This window comes from Clavibacter capsici, from assembly GCF_001280205.1.
In the GTDB taxonomy this organism is placed as follows: Bacteria; Actinomycetota; Actinomycetes; order Actinomycetales; family Microbacteriaceae; genus Clavibacter; species Clavibacter capsici.
This window is the reverse complement of record NZ_CP012573.1, coordinates 2815044-2830413: the sequence shown is the minus strand read 5'-3', so window position 1 is coordinate 2830413 and position 15370 is coordinate 2815044. Positions and strand designations below refer to the sequence as shown.

Sequence of the window (15370 nt, the reverse complement as noted above, 5' to 3'; positions counted from 1 at the left end):
CCGCGCGCCCGGGCGGCGAGGCTCGTCCCGGCGTCAGGGAGGGTCCCGGCGCCGGAAGGACCCAACGTGTTCGTCGCCCGTCGAGACCTCCGATTCGCCCGGGGCCGGTTCGCGCTCATCGGCGCGGTCGTCGCCCTCATCACCCTGCTCGTGGGGTTCCTCGCCGGGCTCACCGGCGGGCTCGCGGAGCAGGACGTCTCCGCCGTCCTCGGGCTCCCCGGCGACCGGCTCGTGCTCGCGCAGCCGGATGCGGGCCAGCCGTCGTTCGCGCGGTCGTCGCTCGACGACGCGACGGTCGCCGCCTGGCGGGGCACCGCCGGCGTCACGGCGGTCACGCCGGTCGGCATAGTCCAGGGCCGGGCGACGGCCGACGGCGACGCGGCATCCGCGGTCGCGGTCGCGCTGTTCGGGGTCCCGCACGGCGCCCCGGCGTCGACCGTGACCGACCTCGCCCCCGACGCGGACGACGCGGTGGGCCTGTCCTCGGCTGCCGCCCGCTCGCTGCACGCGGCCGTCGGCGACCGGATCGCGATCGCCGGCACCGACTACCGCGTCGCGTCGATCGGCGGCGACGCCTCCTACAGCCACACGCCCGTCGTCGCGCTGACCCCAGCCGCCTGGGCCGCGGCCGACCAGCGGCTCGGCGGCCACGGCGACGCGACCGTGCTCGCCGTCTCCGGATCCCCCGACTGGGACGCCGCCGCGACCGCCACCGGCACCTCCGCCTCCCCGGCGCTCACCAGCCTCGGCGCGCTCGAGACGTTCAAGTCCGAGGTCGGGTCGCTCGGGCTCATGATCGCGATGCTCTTCGGCGTCTCCGCGCTCGTGGTCGGCGCCTTCTTCACGGTCTGGACCATGCAGCGCGCGGGCGACATCGCCGTGCTCAAGGCCCTCGGCGCCTCCGACGCGTCCCTCATCCGCGACGCGCTCGGGCAGGCGCTCGTGGTGCTGGTGCTCGGGATCGGCGTCGGGATCGCCGTGGTCGCCGGCCTCGGCGCCCTCGCGAGCGGCACCATCCCGTTCCTGCTCAGCCCGCTCACCACCGTCCTCCCGGCGGCCGTCATGGCCGTCCTGGGGCTCGCCGGCGCCGCCGTCGCGCTCCGCACCGTCACCCACGCCGACCCCCTCACCGCACTCGGGAGCAACCGATGATCCACCTCGACGACGTCACCCTCACCTTCCCCGACGGGGACTCCCGCCTCACCGCGGTCGACCACGTCACCCTCACGGCGCCCGCGGGGGTCGTCACCGGCATCACAGGGCCGTCGGGCTCCGGCAAGTCCTCGATCCTCGCGGTCGCGGCCACGCTGATCCGCCCCGACTCCGGGCGCGTGCTCGTCGGCGACGTCGACGCCGCGACCCTCGGGCGGAAGGAGGCGGCGGCGCTGCGGCGGGAGAGCATCGGCATCGTGTTCCAGCAGTCGAACCTCGTGCCGTCGCTCACCGCCCGCGAGCAGCTGCTCGTGATGGCGGAGCTCGGCGGCGGTGGATCCGCGCGGCGTCGCGCCGTCCGCGTCCGCGCCGACGAGCTCCTCGACGCGGTCGGCCTCGCCGCCCACGCGGGCAAGCGCCCCGCGCAGCTCTCCGGCGGGCAGCGCCAGCGCGTCGCCATCGCCCGCGCGCTCGTGCACGCCCCGTCCGTGCTCCTCGTCGACGAGCCCACGAGCGCGCTCGACCAGGAGCGCGGCGCGGAGATCATGGACCTCATCGCCCAGCTCAGCCACGAGCAGAGCACGGCGACCCTGCTCGTGACCCATGACCTCGTGCACCGCGATGCGCTCGACCGGCTCGTCACGGTGGTGGACGGGCGGATCACGCGCGTCGACGAGGAGGAGCCGGCTCAGCCGTTCCCGCGCACCGCGTACAGCACCACGTCGTCGAGGTAGCGCCACAGCGTGCCCGTCTCCCGGAAGCCCGCGCTGCGGAGCGCCTCCAGGTGGAAGCCGAGCGTGACCTTCGGGGGCGCGACGTGGAGCTCCTCGCCCCAGACCTCGTCGCGCCGGGCGAGCGCGTCGGCGTAGCGCGGGGTGTCGGCGACGGCCTGCCACCACGCGTCCCAGGTGTCGACGCCGCCGGACGCGAACGCCGCGTCCTGCACCTCCCGGTCGTCCGCGAGGGCGATGCGCGCGAGCGTGCCCTCCTGGTGCGCGTCGTAGGAGAGGTGGTCCCCGTCCAGCACGATCCCGCCGGGGCGCACGAGCGCCGGCAGCGCGCGGTACACGTCGACGAGCGCGGCCGGCTGCAGCCAGTGCAGGGCCGTGGAGGAGACGACGGCGTCGAAGCCGCCCCGGGCGATGAGCGGGTGATCCGCCCAGCCGGCGTGCGCGAGGTCCACCTCCGCGATCTCGAGCCGCGGCTCGCCGAGCGCGAGGTCGGCCGCGATGGCGAGCAGCGCCGGGTCCTTGTCGGCGACGACGGCGGTGGCGCCCGGGACGGCGGCGAGCACCTCGAGCGCGAGGGATCCGGTGCCGCCGGCCAGGTCGAGGATCCGCGGCTCGGCGGATCCCGCGGCCACGTGCCGCACGACGCGCGCGATGGTCGCGAACCGCTCGGCGCGGTGGCGGATGTAGCCGGTCTGCTGCGCGTCCCAGCGGGCGGCGAGGGAGCGGGCGTCCGCGAGGGCGGCGGCGTCGGCGGATCCGAGCGCGGGGGCGGCGGGGAGGGTGTCGGTCATGGGCGGTTCCTCTCGAGGGGGATGGGCGCGCCGAGCGGGTCGCCCGGCGCGGGGAGGGCGAAGCGGAGGTGGGGGTGCCCGTCGGCGCCCGGGACCACGGTGGTGCGCACGCCGTAGACCCGGTCGAGCAGCTCGGGGCGGAGCACGTCGCGCGGGGCTCCGGCGCCGGCCACGGGGCCGCGGTCGAGCACGACGACGTGGTCGCAGCTGGCGGCGGCCGCCTCGAGGTCGTGCAGCACCACGACCACGGTCGGGGCGATGCGCCGCATCAGCCCCACGACCTCGAGCCGGTGCCGGATGTCGAGGTGGTTGGTGGGCTCGTCGAGCAGCACGTGGCCGGCGCCCTGGGCGAGCGCCCGGGCGAGGGCGACGCGCTGGAGCTCGCCGCCCGAGAGCGTCGCGAGCCGGTCGCCGGCGAGGTGCGCGAGGCCGACGGTCCCCAGCGCGTCGGCGACGCGGGCGTCCCGGCCGGATCCGCCCGCCCGCAGCACGCCGTGCTCGGCGAGCCCGCCGAGCGCGACCTCGTCGGCCACGGTGAGCGACTCGTCGGGATCCTGCCGCTGGCCGACCTCGGCGACCCGCCGGGCGATCCAGCGGCGGGAGCGCGTGCGCACGTCCTGGCCGTCGATGGTCACGCGCCCGCCCGCGAGCGGCACCGCGCGCACGAGCGCCCGCAGCAGCGTGGTCTTGCCGCCGCCGTTCGGGCCGACGACGCCGGTCACGGATCCGGTCGGCGCCTCGAACGACACGTCGTCGAGCAGGACGCGCCCGCCCGCGACCACGCGCACGGCCTCGGCGCGGATCACGGCAGCGCGGCGAGCAGCCCGGCGAGCTCGGCCGGGCCCTTCACGGAGAGCATGCTCGGCGGATCCGTGAACGGGAACCGCAGCGCCACCACGCGGCCGTCGCGCACGGCCGAGAGCCCGGAGACGCCCGGCGCGCCGCGGAACGCGGCCACCGCGTCCTCCGCCGAGCCGCTGGAGTAGAGCAGCACGACGGTGCGCGGATCCCGGGCGACGATGTCCTCCACGTTGGCGTCGAACACGCGCTGGTCGGAGTCGGCGTAGACGTTGCGGAGGCCGGCCGCCTCGAAGACCGGCGTCACCATGCTCGGGCCGCCGTAGGGGGAGAGCACGCTGCCTCCGGAGGAGACGTAGAGCGCGGCGGCCGTCCCCGCGTCGGAGACGGGCGAGCCGAGCCCCGCCTGGGCGTCGGCGATCGCCTGCTCCGCCCGGTCGCCCGCACCGAGCACCGCGCCGAGGGAGCGCAGCTCGTCCCAGACGCGGTCGAAGGTGGCGGTCGCGCGCAGCTCGGGGGCGGGATCGGCGCAGTACGCGCTCGGCGTGTAGAGCGGGATGCCGCTGGCCGCGAGGGCGGCGCGGTCGACGGCCTTCTCGGGCGCGATCACGAGGTCGGGCCGCATGCCGATGAGGCTCTCCTGCGACACCACGGATCCGCCGGTCGCGTTCGTCTCGGTCGACAGCACGTCGGCCTTCGCGAGCGCGTCGTACGTGGCCGGGTCGTAGAGGTCGGGCTGGAGCGCGCCGGTGAGCGCGACGACGCGGTCGACCGCGCCGAGCGCCTCCAGGTTCGGGATCTCGTCGGCGTTCACCAGCACGATCCGCTCCGGCGGCGCCGGGAGCGTCACGGACGAGCCGCAGTTGGTGATCGTGAGCGGGAAGGAGGAGCCGGCGGTCGGATCCGCGGCACCGGGAGCGGTGGCGGTCGCGGGCGCGCAGGCGGCGAGCCCGACGAGGAGGGCGGCGGAGGCGAGCGCGGCGAGCGGGCGGCGGAGCGGGCGCGGGAGCGCGGGGGATCGGGTCATGGGGCTTCCTGGTTCGGGGTGGGAGGGGTGCGGCGGATCGGCGGCTCAGGCCGCGCGGATCCCGCCGCGGCGGAGGAGGACGAGGAGGAAGGGCGCGCCGAGGATCCCGGTGACGACGCCCACCGGGATCTCCTGCGGCGCGAGCGCCGTGCGCGCGACCGTGTCGGCGCCGACGAGCAGCATCGCGCCGAGCGGGGCGGCGGCCGGGAGCACGAGCCGGTGACGCCCGCCGACGAGCCGTCGCGCGAGGTGCGGCACCACGAGGCCGACGAACCCGACGCCGCCGACGCCCGCGACGATCACGCCGACCATGGCCGAGACGCCCACCATGAGGCCGATCCGCGCGCGCTCGGGGTCGAGGCCCGCGGAGCGCGCGGAGTCGTCGCCCGAGGCGAGCGCGTCCACGAGCGGCGCGACGATGATCAGCGCCGTGAGCCCGACCGCCGCCGCGACCGCCGCGCCCGCGAGCGCCAGCGGCTGCACGCTGGCGAGGGATCCGAGCAGCCAGAACAGCACGGACCGCGCGGCCTCGGGCGAGTCGCTCGAGAACACGAGGAAGCTCGTCGCCGCGTTCAGCGCGTAGCCGACGGCGAGCCCGGCGAGCACCAGGCGCAGCGGGCCGCGGCGGTCGGCGGCGCCCGCGAGCAGGGTCACGAGCAGCACCGCGCCGATCGCGCCCGCGAGCGCGGCGCCGGAGAAGAGGAGCGCGCTGCCGCCGCCCGCGACGAGCACGACGAAGGCCACGCCCGTGGACGCGCCGGAGTTGAGGCCGAGGAGGTACGGATCCGCGAGGGCGTTGCGCACGAGCGCCTGGAGGAGCGCGCCGGCCGCCGCGAGCACGGCGCCCGCGACGACGGCCATCGCGACGCGCGGAGCCCGGGTGCCGATGACGATCTGCGCGGCGGAGTCGGTCCAGTCGCCGCGCGGCATGCCGAGCAGGCGCTCGCCGAGGATCCCCGCGACGGTCGCCGGCGGCAGCGGCACGGGGCCGATCGCGAGCGCGGCGACGACGACCAGCGCGAGGAGGAGCGCCAGCACGCCGACGGTGGTGCGGCCGCGGCGACGGGCGCGACGGAGGACCGCGGTGACGGCGGCGGCCGGGGAGCCGAGGGCCGGGGCGGGCGCGACGGGCGCGACCGGCGCGGGGGTGTCGGGGTGCTCGACGAGCGGATCCATCGGGCGTCCTCCTGTTGTCGAGAATCATTCTCACATAGCCCTGCCGATCCGCCGACGCCTGGGGGATGCCGCACGGATCCCCCACAGCGACGCGGAGGATCCTCATGCACACGCATCAGGCGCCGTCGCCCGCGCGTCCGTCGGGCCCGGCCATGATGGGCGCCGGGCCCACCTCGCATCGAGGGACCGTCCTCCTCGCGCATCGAGATCGGAGCACCGCCATGTCCCACGACGTCGAGCCCTCGCCGGGAACCCCCGCGCCGCCCGCCGACGCCACCCCGCACGCCGACCGCGCAGCCGCGCGCGGCGTCACCCCCGGGGTCCTGCTCGCGTCCGAGTGGGCGTGGCGCCTGGTGGTCATCGGCATCGCGGTGGCCGCATTCGTGTGGATCCTCGTCGCGGTCAAGGAGGTGGTCATCCCGTTCCTCATCGGCCTCCTCATCTGCGCGCTGCTGGAGCCGCTCGTGGGAGCGCTGCGGAGGCGCAGGTGGCCCGCGTGGATCGCCATCACCTCGACCCTGCTCGGCACCGCCGTCGTCATCGCGGGGCTCCTGCTGCTGGTCGTCACGCAGATCCGCACGGGCATCCCCACCCTGCAGCGCGAGGCCATGGCGCGCTTCGAGGACGTGCGCGACCTCCTCGCGCAGCCGCCCTTCAACGTGGTGCCGGCCGACTACGACGCGCTGCTCGCCTCGGCGGGCAAGGCGCTCGAGAACAGCCGGGAGGCCCTGCTCACCGGCGCGCTCGACGCGGGGCTCGGCGTCGGCCACCTCGTCACGGGCGCGCTGCTCGCGTTCTTCACCATCGTCATCGTGCTCATCGACGGGCGCGGCATCTGGCGGTTCGTCGTCCGGGTCTTCCCGCGGCGCGCGCGCCCGGCGATCGACGGCGCGGGCCGCGCCGGCTGGGGCACGCTCTCCGCGTTCACGCGTGTGCAGATCTTCGTCGCGGCGGGCAACGCCGTCGGCATCGGCATCGCCGCGTGGCTCCTCGGCCTGCCGCTCGCCATCCCCATCGCGGTCGTCGTGTTCCTCGCGTCCTTCATCCCGGTCGTGGGCGCCATCGTGTCGGGTGCGTTCGCGGTCGTCATCGCGCTGGTGTTCGTGGGGCCGCTGCAGGCCGTCATCATGCTGGTCGCCGTCATCGGCGTGCACCTGCTCGAGTCGCACGTGCTGCAGCCGCTCGTGATGGGCGGGGCCGTGCACGTGCACCCGCTCGCGGTCGTGCTCGCCGTGGCGGCCGGCTCGTACGTCGGCGGCGTCGCGGGCGCCCTGTTCGCGGTGCCCTTCGTCGCCACCCTCAACGTGATGGTGCGGTACATCGCGGGCGGCAGCTGGAAGGCCAGCACCCCGCCGTAGGATCGGAGGGACGCACCTGCGGAGTCGATGGAGCCGCCCGCGCACGTCTCTACGGGAGGACCCCACATGACCGAGGAGAACTACTCGAATCCGGATCGCAACCTCGGGATGGAGCTCGTCCGAGCCACCGAGGCCGCGGCCATCCGCTCCGCCCCCTTCATCGGCAAGGGCGACAAGAACGCCGCCGACGGCGCCGCGGTCGACGCGATGCGCAAGTTCCTCGGCACCGTCGCCTTCGACGGCCTCGTCGTCATCGGCGAGGGCGAGAAGGACGAGGCGCCCATGCTCTTCAACGGCGAGCACGTCGGCAACGGCTTCGGCCCCGCGTGCGACATCGCGGTGGATCCCATCGACGGCACGAGCCTCACCGCCGCCGGCCGCATGAACGCCCTCTCGGTCATCGCGGTGAGCGACCGCGGCAGCATGTTCGACCCGTCCGCCGTCTTCTACATGGACAAGCTCGTCACCGGCCCCGAGGGCCGCGGCGTGGTCGACCTCGACCGCCCCATCGGCGACAACATCCGCGCGCTCGCCGAGGCCAAGGGCCTCGCGGTCGAGGACATGCAGGTCGCCGTGCTCGACCGGCCGCGTCACGCCGAACTCATCGCGCAGATCCGCGCGGCCGGCGCCTCCACCCGGCTGCTCCTCGACGGCGACGTCGCCGGCGGCATCAACGCGGCCCGTCCCGACTCGCGCATCGACATGTGCGTCGGCATCGGCGGCACCCCCGAGGGCATCATCACGGCGTGCGCGATCAAGGCGCTCGGCGGCGTGCTCCTCTCGCGCCTCGCCCCCAAGGACGACGCCGAGAGGCAGCGGGCGATCGACGCGGGCCACGACCTCGACCGGATCCTCGACCAGGACGACCTCGTCACCGGCGACAACGCGTACTTCGTCGCGACCGGCGTCACCGACGGCGCGCTCGTCGCGGGCGTCACCCGCCACCGCGGCATGATCCGCACCTCGAGCATCGTGCTCCGCTCCCACTCCGGCACCATCCGCCGCGTCGAGGCCGACCACCTCGTCTCCAAGTGGTACAGCCCCGCGGCCTGACCCGATCCGCTCCTCCTCCGCCATGACGCGCACCCGCCGCAGCCTCCTCTCCCGCCTCGCCCCGCCGGTGATCGGGCTCGTCGGCGGGCAGGGCGAGTTCTCGTCGCCCGACCGCACGATGCGGCGCGCCGGGCGGCGCCTGCTGCGCCCGGGCGGGTTCGCGCCGCCGCCGCTGCTCCGCGGCGTGCGCGTGACCGCCCGGATCGAGGGCGGCTGGCACGTCTACGAGGTCGCGCCCGCGGGCCCCGCCACTCGCCGCCGCGCCCTGTACGCGCACGGCGGCGGCTGGACCCACGAGATCTCGCCGTTCCACTGGTGGCTCGTCGCGGGGCTCGCCCGCCGCACCGGCACGCGGTTCACGGTGCCCATCTACCCGCTGGTCCCGAGCGGCACGGCGGCCGACGTCGTCGCGCGCACGGCGGACCTCGCGGAGGCGCTCGTCGCCGAGGCGGGCGCGGGGAACGTCACGCTGATGGGCGACTCGGCCGGCGGCCAGATCGCGCTGTCGACGGCCATGGAGCTGCGCGACCGCGGCGTGCCCGCGCCCCGCGACGTGGTGCTCCTCTCGCCCGCGCTCGACCTGTCGTTCACGGATCCGCTCATCGCGCGCATCCAGCCGACCGACCCGTGGCTCGCGGTCGACGGCATGCGCGCCGCCGTGGGGTCGTGGCGCGGCGACCTGCCCGTGGAGGATCCGCGGGTCAGCCCGATCCACGGCTCGCTCGCGGGCCTCGGCCGCATCACGGTGTTCACCGGCACGCACGACATCCTCTTCGCGGACGCGCGCGCCCTCGAGCGGAAGGCGGCCGCGGTCGGGCACCCGGTGCGGATCCACGTCGAGCCGAACCTCCTGCACGTGTACGCGCTCATGCCCATCCCCGAGGGCGCCCGCGCGCGCGACGCGATGGTGGAGCTGCTCGTCGCCTGACGCGTCCCGCGCCGCCGCCCGGATCGCGGGAGGAGAACCGGCGTACGTTCGAGGGACGGGCGACGAGGCCCGGTGCTCGCGGAGGGACCCCCATGACCAGGACACACAGGACGCTCGCGGTGATCGCGGCGGCGGCCACGGCCACGCTCCTCGCGGGATGCGGATCCGGCGGCTCGGGCGCCGCCGACGCCTCCTTCACGAAGGAGGCCACGGGGACGCTCCGGGCCTGGGCGTTCGACGGCGCGGACGACGTGGGCAAGGCCCGCCTGCAGCACGCGGCGGACGCGCTCTCCGGCGTCACGATCGACCTCGACTCCACCGCGTTCGACGCGCAGAAGTTCACCACCCGCGTCGCGAGCGGCCAGACGCCCGACGTCGTGCAGATGGACCGCCAGTTCGTGGCCACCTACGCGGCGCAGGACCTGATCCTGCCGCTCGACGAGTGCTACTCCGTCAACGGCGTGGACCCGGATGAGCGCTTCTACGAGTCCGTCACGAACGACATCCGCTACGACGACGCGATCTGGGCCGTGCCGCAGTTCTTCCAGCCGCCGGCGATCCTGCTCAACGAGCGCGTGCTCTCCGCGGCCGGCGTCACGGCCGACCAGTTCGACACCTCGAAGCCCGACCAGCTGCTCGATGCGGTCGGCAAGGTCTACCGCGAGTCCGGCGGCGATCCCGCCGTGCTCGGCCTCGACGCCGTGCCCACCAGCCAGGCCGCGCTCTGGATGCTCGGCTTCGGCGGCCAGCTCGTCGACGACGAGGGGAAGCCCACGCTCGACGACGCGTCCAACCTCCCCGGCCTCGAGTTCCTGAAGCGGCTGTCCGACGCGCAGGGCGGCTACGCCAAGGGCAAGAGCTTCAGCGACGCGTTCGACACGTTCGGCGACGGCAACCAGTTCGTGAAGGACCAGGTGGGCGCGCAGATCGACGCCCAGTGGTACCTCAACGTGGTCGCGCCCTACCGCGACGACATCGACATCTCGGCGGTGCCCTTCCGCGACCGCGACGGCGAGCCCTTCTCGGTGGCCGGCGGATCCGCGTTCGTGATCCCCGCGGGCGCCGCGAACAAGGACGCCGCGTGCGCGTGGATGCTCGACCTCACCAGCCGGGAGTCGTGGGAGGCGGCGGGCGACGTCCGCGCCGAGACCGTCGCCGAGAACGGCGGCATCTACACGGGCCTCTTCACGGGATCCCCGGCCGCCGACCAGGCCGTCCGCGACGCCCACGTCGTCCCGAGCGGCGACGACGGCATCGACCAGGCCATCGCGACGTACTACGACGTGGTGGACGCGGGCCGCTCGATCGGCGGATCGCCCGCGGGGCAGCAGATCCAGAGCGAGCTCCAGAACGCGGTCGCCTCGACGCTCCTCGGCGACAAGACGCCCGAGCAGGCGCTCGGCGACGCGCAGACCGCGGCCACGCGGGCGTACGAGCAGGCCGCGCGCTGATCCGCGGCTGAACCGCGCAGGCGGTGCGCAGGGCGCTCGGGTACCGTGGTACCCGAGCGCCCTCCCGCGCTCCCGGACGACGGATCAGTACCCGGAACGCGACAAGACTGGCCAGGAGAAGTCGCCATGTCGTGGATCGTCCTCATCGTGTCCGGGGTGCTCGAGGCCGTCTGGGCCACCGCGCTCGGGAAGTCCGCCGGGTTCACCAAGCTCGGGCCGTCGATCGTCTTCGGCGTCGCCGTCGTCGCGAGCATGGTCGGGCTCGCCTACGCCATGCGCGAGATCAGCACCGGCACCGCCTACGCCGTGTGGGTCGGCATCGGCGCGTCGCTCACCGTGACCTACGCCATCGTCACCGGATCCGAGCCCGCGAGCGTCGTGAAGATCCTGCTGCTGCTCGGCCTCGTCGGCTGCGTCATCGGCCTGAAGCTCGTCGACACCGGGCACTGAGCCCGAGCGGCTCGGCCCGGCCGGATCAGCCCTTCCGCCCCTGCGTCGCGATGCCCTCCACGAAGTAGCGCTGGCCGAACGCGAAGAGCACGAGCATCGGCAGGGTCACGAGGAGCGCCGCGACCATCACGAGCTGGTAGTCGCCCTGGCCGCCGTTGGTCGGGCTGAACGCGGTCATCGCGTAGGAGAGGCCGAGCGGGACGGTGAAGCCCTCGACGCTGCCGGCGTTCAGGTAGATGAGCGACGCCTGCAGGTTGTTCCAGCTGGCCTGGAACTCGAAGATGAAGATGATGACGAACGACGGGATCGACAGCGGCAGCGCGATCCGCCGGAACATCCCGAAGTAGCTGGCGCCGTCGAGCCGGGCCGCCTCGAACAGCTCCCTGGGCAGCCCGAGGAAGAACTGGCGCTGCAGGAAGATGTAGAAGGCCGAGCCGAACAGGTTCATGCCGAACAGCGGGATCCACGTGCCGATGAGCCCGAGGTTCTTCCAGATGAGGAACTGCGGCACCATCGTGACGGCGCCCGGCAGCATCATCGTCGCGAGCACCAGGCCGAACAGGATCCGGCGCCCCGGGAACCGGAAGTACGCGAACCCGAACGCCACCAGCGCGCTCGAGATCGAGACGAGCGCCGCGGAGAGCAGCGCGATGGCGAGGCTGTTGCCCATCCAGCCGAGGAGCGGCAGCTGCTCCCACACCTCCACGTAGTTCTGCGGCGTGAAGGTGCGCGGCCAGAGCGAGTTGTCGAAGACCTCGCCGCGCGGCTTGAGGCTCGCGGCGAACAGCCAGGCGAACGGGTAGAGGAACAGGAGCGCGAAGCCGACGAGCAGCGCCGTGATGAGGGCGCGGCCGATGCGGGAGCGGACCCGGCGGGTGCGGTCGGGGTCGCGGCGCCCGGGCGACGGATCCCGCGACGGCAGCGGCGTGAGGGCGGCCGCGAGGCGCGGATCCCCGGTGGCGGCGGCGGGCGTCGCGGCGGCGTCCGGCGTGCGGTCGGTGACGGCCATCAGCGGTCCCCCTCGTAGTAGACGAACCGGTTGCTCAGCTTCACCTGCACGAGGGTGATGAGCAGCACGATCACGAACAGCAGCCAGGCCATCGCGGCCGCGAACCCGAAGTCGAACGAGCGGAACGCCTGCTGGAACAGGTACACGCCGTAGAACAGCGACGAGTCCGGGGACGCGTTCGTCTGGTCGCGCCAGAACAGCAGGTAGGCCTGGTCGAAGACCTGCAGCGCGGCGATGGTGAGCACGACGACGTTGAAGAAGATCGCGCCGGAGATCATCGGCACGGTGATCGCGAAGAACTGCCGCACGGGGCCGGCGCCGTCGAGGGAGGAGACCTCGTAGAGCTCGCGCGGGACGTCCTTGAGGGCCGCGAGGAAGATCACCATGGTGCCGCTCACGCCCCACAGCGTCATGAGGACGATGGAGGGCTTCACCCAGTCGGGGTCGATGAGCCACTGCGGGCCGTCGATGCCGATCGCCTCGAGCCCCTTGTTGACCGCGCCCGTGTTGCCGTTGAGGAGCAGCAGGAAGACGCTCGCGGTGGCGACCGTGGGGGTCATCTTCGGCAGGTAGTAGAGCGTGCGGAAGATGCCGGCGGCTCGGCCGAGACGGGCGAGGAGGATCGCGAGCAGGAGCGCGAGGCAGACCTCGAACGGCACGGCGAGGATCGCGTAGAAGAGCGTGTTGCCGAGGCTCAGGGCGACGCGCGGATCCGAGAACAGGCGCTCGTAGTTCTCCGTGCCCACCGGGGTGGCCACGTCGGTGGCGAGGTTGTAGTCGCTGAACGACACCACGAGGCTGTAGACCATCGCGCCGAGCGTGAAGACGAGGAAGCCGATGATCCACGGGCTGATGAAGAGGTAGCCGGCCACGGCCTCGCGGCGGGCCATGCGGGAGCGGCGGGGACGCGGCGGCCGACCGGCGGGGGCGGGGGCGGAGGCGCTGCGCGGCGGGCGGCTCGTCGTGGTCATTCGGGTCCTCGTCGACTCGGGAGGGGAGCGTCCTCGCTCCTCGTGCCGACCCTACAACCGCTTCTCCTCCGCGTCCGGGGCCGGATCCGGCGCCTGTCCGGCGGGCGTCGGCGGCGGGCCCGGACGCACGGACGCCCGCGCTCGAGGAGCGCGGGCGTCCGGGGGTGCAGGGGGATCAGCGGCGTCGTCGTCGGGTGCGCACCGCGATGACCGCGACGACGCCGGCCGCGAGGGCCGCCGCGCCGAGGGCGAGCTCGATGACGAGGCGCGCGCCGTCGCCGCCCGTGCGCGGGAGGCGGGGGTGCGCGGGCGGCACGTCACCGGGAGGCGTGCTGCCGGGCGGCGTGGTGCCGCCGGGGACGTCCGCGGTGGGCGTCGGCGACGGCGTGGATCCCGCGGGCGGCGTCGGCGACGGGGCGGGCGTGGATCCCGCGGGCGGGGTGGGCGAGGGGCGGGCGATGCCGAGGGCGCCGGCGTCGGGGTGACGACGGGCGTGGTGCCGGAGCCGACGGGCGACGTGGTGGTGCCGCAGGTGGAGGCGATGAACGCGTCGTCGTCGAGGGTGACGGCCCCGTTGCGGGCGAGCGCGCGGCCGTCGACCGTGGCGCCCGTGCCGACGGACACCGAGGTGAGCGCGAGGATCGTGCCCGCGAAGCCGGAGCCCGTGCCGATCGTGGCCGAGCTGGAGACCTGCCAGAACACGTTGCAGGCCTGGGCGCCGTTGACGAGCGACACCCGGCTGCCGGAGCCGGTGGTGAGCGACGACGGGGCCTGGATGACGAAGACGGCCGCCGGGTCGCCCTGCGCGTCGAGCGTGACGGTGCCGGTGAGGCCGAGCGGGCCGGCTGCCGTGTAGACGCCCGGCGTGAGGGTGGATCCGACGAGGTCGGCGGGCACGGCCGCGGTCGTGGGCCGGCCGGCGGCGTCGTCGTACGCGGTGGTGAGGTCGGCCTGTGCCTGGCCGGCTGCGGCGTCGGCCGCGTGCGTGGCCCCGCTCACGACGCCCGGCGGGAAGCCCGAGATGGCGGCGGACGGGCTGGTGCCGAGGTCGGCCGCGAGGGTGGTGGGGCCGGTGTTGGTGACGCCCTGGCCGGCGAGCACCGAGTACGAGGCGGCGGTGCCGAGGCCGACCGTGGCCGTGGCGGCGAAGGCGCTGGCCGGAGCGAGGAGGGCGGCGCCGAGGCCGCCGGTGGCGATGGCGGCGACGGCGAGCGAGGCGACCGCGAGGGATCCGGATCGGCTCCGGCGGGACGAGGACGAGGACGAGGACGTGCGGGCATGGCGCGACTGGTGCATGGACTGCTCTCGTCGGAGGGGATGGCGGGTGGAACCGCGACCGTATCGACGCGCGGTCATCGCCCGTGCGCCGAGTGCACAGGCCGATACGGTGTCGGGGTGATCCCCGTCGCCTCCGAGATCCCCGCCCGCGACGAGCTGCTCGACCTCTACGAGTCCGTGGGCTGGACCGTCTACACGGGGGACCCGGAGCGGCTCGAGCGCGCGCTCGCCGGATCCGCCCTCGTCGCCACCGCACGCGACGACGACGGCCGGCTCGTCGGCCTGGTGCGCGCCGTGGGCGACGGCGTCTCGATCTGCTACGTGCAGGACCTCCTCGTGCGGCCCGACCGGCAGCGCGCCGGGATCGGCCGCGCCCTCCTCGAGCACGTGCGCGCGAGCCAGCCCGCGGGCGTGCTCCTCGTGCTCACCACCGACGCGGGCGGCACCGAGGACGGCGACCGCTCGCACCCCTTCTACCGATCCCTCGGCTTCGCGCCGCACGCGGAGCAGGGGCTGGCGGCGTTCTCGCGGCGAGTGTGACGGATCGGCGCTCCGGTCAGCGGAGCTGGGCGCGGGCGCGCTGCGGGTCCTCGATCAGGCGGATCGTGTCGGGGATGTCGAGGCGCCCGGGGAAGTTGAGGTGGGTGAAGCGGCCGTCGGGGTCGTAGGACGCCGTGGGCGGCTGGATGCGGGAGCCGCGGACGGCCGCGATCAGCGCCTCGGCGCGCTCGGGCGTGATGGTCGTGGTGGGGCCGATCGCGAGCACGACGCGGAATCGGCCGCCCCCGGCGAGGTCGAGGCGGAGGGAGAGCGGGTCGCGGGCCGGGCGCGTGCGCGGCTTGTCGTAGCGGGATTCCGGGGGGATCGCGGGCTGCTCCACGAGCGCTCCGACGAGGTCCGCGAACGGCCGCACCCGACCGCGCGGGCGGATGACGCCGCGAGTCGCGTGGATGTCCAGCGCGGGTGACGCGCGCGTGACGAGCAGGATCACCAGCGACTGGGCGATCACGAGGCCGACAGCCACCGTGGCGATGACCGTGAGGATGCCGCCGCCGAGCGCATCCTCGAGGTGTCGGCCGAGCGTGACGAAGAGGTTGCCGCCGACGTACGCGACGGCGAGCGTCCAGAAGCCGCCGATGACCAGGCGCTGCCGGTAGGTCGGCGGCGGGATCCGCACCCACCCGTCGTCGGCCACGC

The 15370-nt window shown here is 74.7% G+C and carries 16 protein-coding genes and 1 riboswitch; of the genes, 8 read left to right on the top strand and 8 right to left on the bottom strand.

Annotated elements, in window-relative coordinates; all coding sequences use genetic code 11:
• Nucleotides 1–66: 66 nt before the first annotated feature.
• Nucleotides 67–1152 (top strand): ABC transporter permease, encoded by a 1086-nt coding sequence (locus tag AES38_RS13250; protein WP_053775362.1) that lies wholly within the window; start codon nucleotides 67–69, stop codon nucleotides 1150–1152.
• Nucleotides 1149–1886, top strand: coding sequence for an ABC transporter ATP-binding protein (locus tag AES38_RS13245; RefSeq protein ID WP_053775361.1), 738 nt, complete (start codon nucleotides 1149–1151; stop codon nucleotides 1884–1886). Before AES38_RS13250 ends, AES38_RS13245 begins: the two co-directional genes overlap by 4 nt.
• Here the strand turns inward: AES38_RS13245 and AES38_RS13240 are convergent.
• From AES38_RS13240 to AES38_RS13225, 4 genes are read right to left on the bottom strand one after another with little or no spacing between them, the layout of a single operon-like run.
• Nucleotides 1841–2674: a class I SAM-dependent methyltransferase gene (locus AES38_RS13240; RefSeq protein WP_053775360.1), complete on the bottom strand. Its 834-nt coding sequence runs from the start codon at nucleotides 2672–2674 to the stop codon at nucleotides 1841–1843. The genes AES38_RS13245 and AES38_RS13240 overlap by 46 nt on opposite strands.
• A complete protein-coding gene (locus tag AES38_RS13235; protein ID WP_053775359.1) occupies nucleotides 2671–3480 on the bottom strand; it encodes an ABC transporter ATP-binding protein in 810 nt (269 codons plus the stop codon). Before AES38_RS13235 ends, AES38_RS13240 begins: the two co-directional genes overlap by 4 nt.
• A complete protein-coding gene (locus AES38_RS13230) occupies nucleotides 3477–4499 on the bottom strand; it encodes an ABC transporter substrate-binding protein (protein WP_053775358.1) in 1023 nt (340 codons plus the stop codon). Before AES38_RS13230 ends, AES38_RS13235 begins: the two co-directional genes overlap by 4 nt.
• A gap of 45 nt (nucleotides 4500–4544) precedes the next feature.
• Nucleotides 4545–5675, bottom strand: a complete 1131-nt coding sequence (locus AES38_RS13225; protein WP_081001904.1) for a FecCD family ABC transporter permease — start codon at nucleotides 5673–5675, stop codon at nucleotides 4545–4547.
• A gap of 221 nt (nucleotides 5676–5896) precedes the next feature.
• On the opposite strand from AES38_RS13225, the gene AES38_RS13220 reads away from it, so the two are divergent.
• From AES38_RS13220 to AES38_RS13200, 5 genes are all read left to right on the top strand, one after another.
• On the top strand, nucleotides 5897–7033 hold the full coding sequence (locus tag AES38_RS13220) for an AI-2E family transporter (protein WP_053775357.1): 1137 nt from the start codon (nucleotides 5897–5899) through the stop codon (nucleotides 7031–7033).
• Nucleotides 7034–7099: 66 nt separating this feature from the next.
• Complete coding sequence (glpX, locus tag AES38_RS13215) at nucleotides 7100–8086, top strand: class II fructose-bisphosphatase (RefSeq protein ID WP_053775356.1); 987 nt, start codon at nucleotides 7100–7102, stop codon at nucleotides 8084–8086.
• Nucleotides 8087–8108: 22 nt separating this feature from the next.
• Nucleotides 8109–9014 (top strand): alpha/beta hydrolase fold domain-containing protein, encoded by a 906-nt coding sequence (locus tag AES38_RS13210; RefSeq protein ID WP_053775355.1) that lies wholly within the window; start codon nucleotides 8109–8111, stop codon nucleotides 9012–9014.
• Between the two features lie 92 nt (nucleotides 9015–9106).
• Nucleotides 9107–10465: an ABC transporter substrate-binding protein gene (locus AES38_RS13205; RefSeq protein WP_053775354.1), complete on the top strand. Its 1359-nt coding sequence runs from the start codon at nucleotides 9107–9109 to the stop codon at nucleotides 10463–10465.
• Between the two features lie 51 nt (nucleotides 10466–10516).
• Nucleotides 10517–10581, top strand: a riboswitch (guanidine-III (ykkC-III) riboswitch).
• 10 nt (nucleotides 10582–10591) lie between these two features.
• The gene (locus AES38_RS13200) at nucleotides 10592–10915 is read left to right on the top strand and encodes a DMT family transporter (RefSeq protein WP_043668354.1); all 324 of its coding nucleotides are present in this window, start codon (nucleotides 10592–10594) and stop codon (nucleotides 10913–10915) included.
• 25 nt (nucleotides 10916–10940) lie between these two features.
• On the opposite strand, the gene AES38_RS13195 is transcribed toward AES38_RS13200, so the two are convergent.
• Genes AES38_RS13195 through AES38_RS13185 form a run of 3 tightly spaced genes read right to left on the bottom strand, consistent with a single transcriptional unit; the run spans nucleotide 10941 to nucleotide 14191 of the window.
• Nucleotides 10941–11924 (bottom strand): carbohydrate ABC transporter permease, encoded by a 984-nt coding sequence (locus tag AES38_RS13195; RefSeq protein ID WP_053775353.1) that lies wholly within the window; start codon nucleotides 11922–11924, stop codon nucleotides 10941–10943.
• Nucleotides 11924–12895 carry a carbohydrate ABC transporter permease gene (locus tag AES38_RS13190; protein WP_053775352.1) on the bottom strand — a complete coding sequence of 324 codons (972 nt, stop codon included), beginning with the start codon at nucleotides 12893–12895 and terminating at the stop codon, nucleotides 11924–11926. Before AES38_RS13190 ends, AES38_RS13195 begins: the two co-directional genes overlap by 1 nt.
• A 51-nt stretch (nucleotides 12896–12946) precedes the next feature.
• On the bottom strand, nucleotides 12947–14191 hold the full coding sequence (locus AES38_RS13185) for an ice-binding family protein (protein ID WP_256998821.1): 1245 nt from the start codon (nucleotides 14189–14191) through the stop codon (nucleotides 12947–12949).
• Between the two features lie 99 nt (nucleotides 14192–14290).
• Here AES38_RS13185 and AES38_RS13180 point away from each other — a divergent pair, with 99 nt between their 5' ends.
• Nucleotides 14291–14713 (top strand): GNAT family N-acetyltransferase, encoded by a 423-nt coding sequence (locus AES38_RS13180; RefSeq protein ID WP_053775351.1) that lies wholly within the window; start codon nucleotides 14291–14293, stop codon nucleotides 14711–14713.
• Between the two features lie 16 nt (nucleotides 14714–14729).
• Here the strand turns inward: AES38_RS13180 and AES38_RS13175 are convergent, their stop codons facing one another.
• Complete coding sequence (locus AES38_RS13175; RefSeq protein WP_157883546.1) at nucleotides 14730–15368, bottom strand: hypothetical protein; 639 nt, start codon at nucleotides 15366–15368, stop codon at nucleotides 14730–14732.
• Between the last annotated feature and the right edge of the window lie 2 nt (nucleotides 15369–15370).

What these genes read in the sequence shown, in the direction of transcription:
- AES38_RS13200 (WP_043668354.1), top strand. Translation starts at nt 10,592, where the DNA reads ATGTCGTGGATCGTCCTCATCGTGTCCGGGGTGCTCGAGGCCGTCTGG.
- AES38_RS13240 (WP_053775360.1), bottom strand. Translation starts at nt 2,674, where the DNA reads ATGACCGACACCCTCCCCGCCGCCCCCGCGCTCGGATCCGCCGACGCC.
- AES38_RS13195 (WP_053775353.1), bottom strand. Translation starts at nt 11,924, where the DNA reads ATGGCCGTCACCGACCGCACGCCGGACGCCGCCGCGACGCCCGCCGCC.
- glpX (WP_053775356.1), top strand. Translation starts at nt 7,100, where the DNA reads ATGACCGAGGAGAACTACTCGAATCCGGATCGCAACCTCGGGATGGAG.
- AES38_RS13185 (WP_256998821.1), bottom strand. Translation starts at nt 14,191, where the DNA reads ATGCACCAGTCGCGCCATGCCCGCACGTCCTCGTCCTCGTCCTCGTCC.
- AES38_RS13220 (WP_053775357.1), top strand. Translation starts at nt 5,897, where the DNA reads ATGTCCCACGACGTCGAGCCCTCGCCGGGAACCCCCGCGCCGCCCGCC.
- AES38_RS13245 (WP_053775361.1), top strand. Translation starts at nt 1,149, where the DNA reads ATGATCCACCTCGACGACGTCACCCTCACCTTCCCCGACGGGGACTCC.
- AES38_RS13190 (WP_053775352.1), bottom strand. Translation starts at nt 12,895, where the DNA reads ATGACCACGACGAGCCGCCCGCCGCGCAGCGCCTCCGCCCCCGCCCCC.
- AES38_RS13225 (WP_081001904.1), bottom strand. Translation starts at nt 5,675, where the DNA reads ATGGATCCGCTCGTCGAGCACCCCGACACCCCCGCGCCGGTCGCGCCC.
- AES38_RS13230 (WP_053775358.1), bottom strand. Translation starts at nt 4,499, where the DNA reads ATGACCCGATCCCCCGCGCTCCCGCGCCCGCTCCGCCGCCCGCTCGCC.
- AES38_RS13210 (WP_053775355.1), top strand. Translation starts at nt 8,109, where the DNA reads ATGACGCGCACCCGCCGCAGCCTCCTCTCCCGCCTCGCCCCGCCGGTG.
- AES38_RS13205 (WP_053775354.1), top strand. Translation starts at nt 9,107, where the DNA reads ATGACCAGGACACACAGGACGCTCGCGGTGATCGCGGCGGCGGCCACG.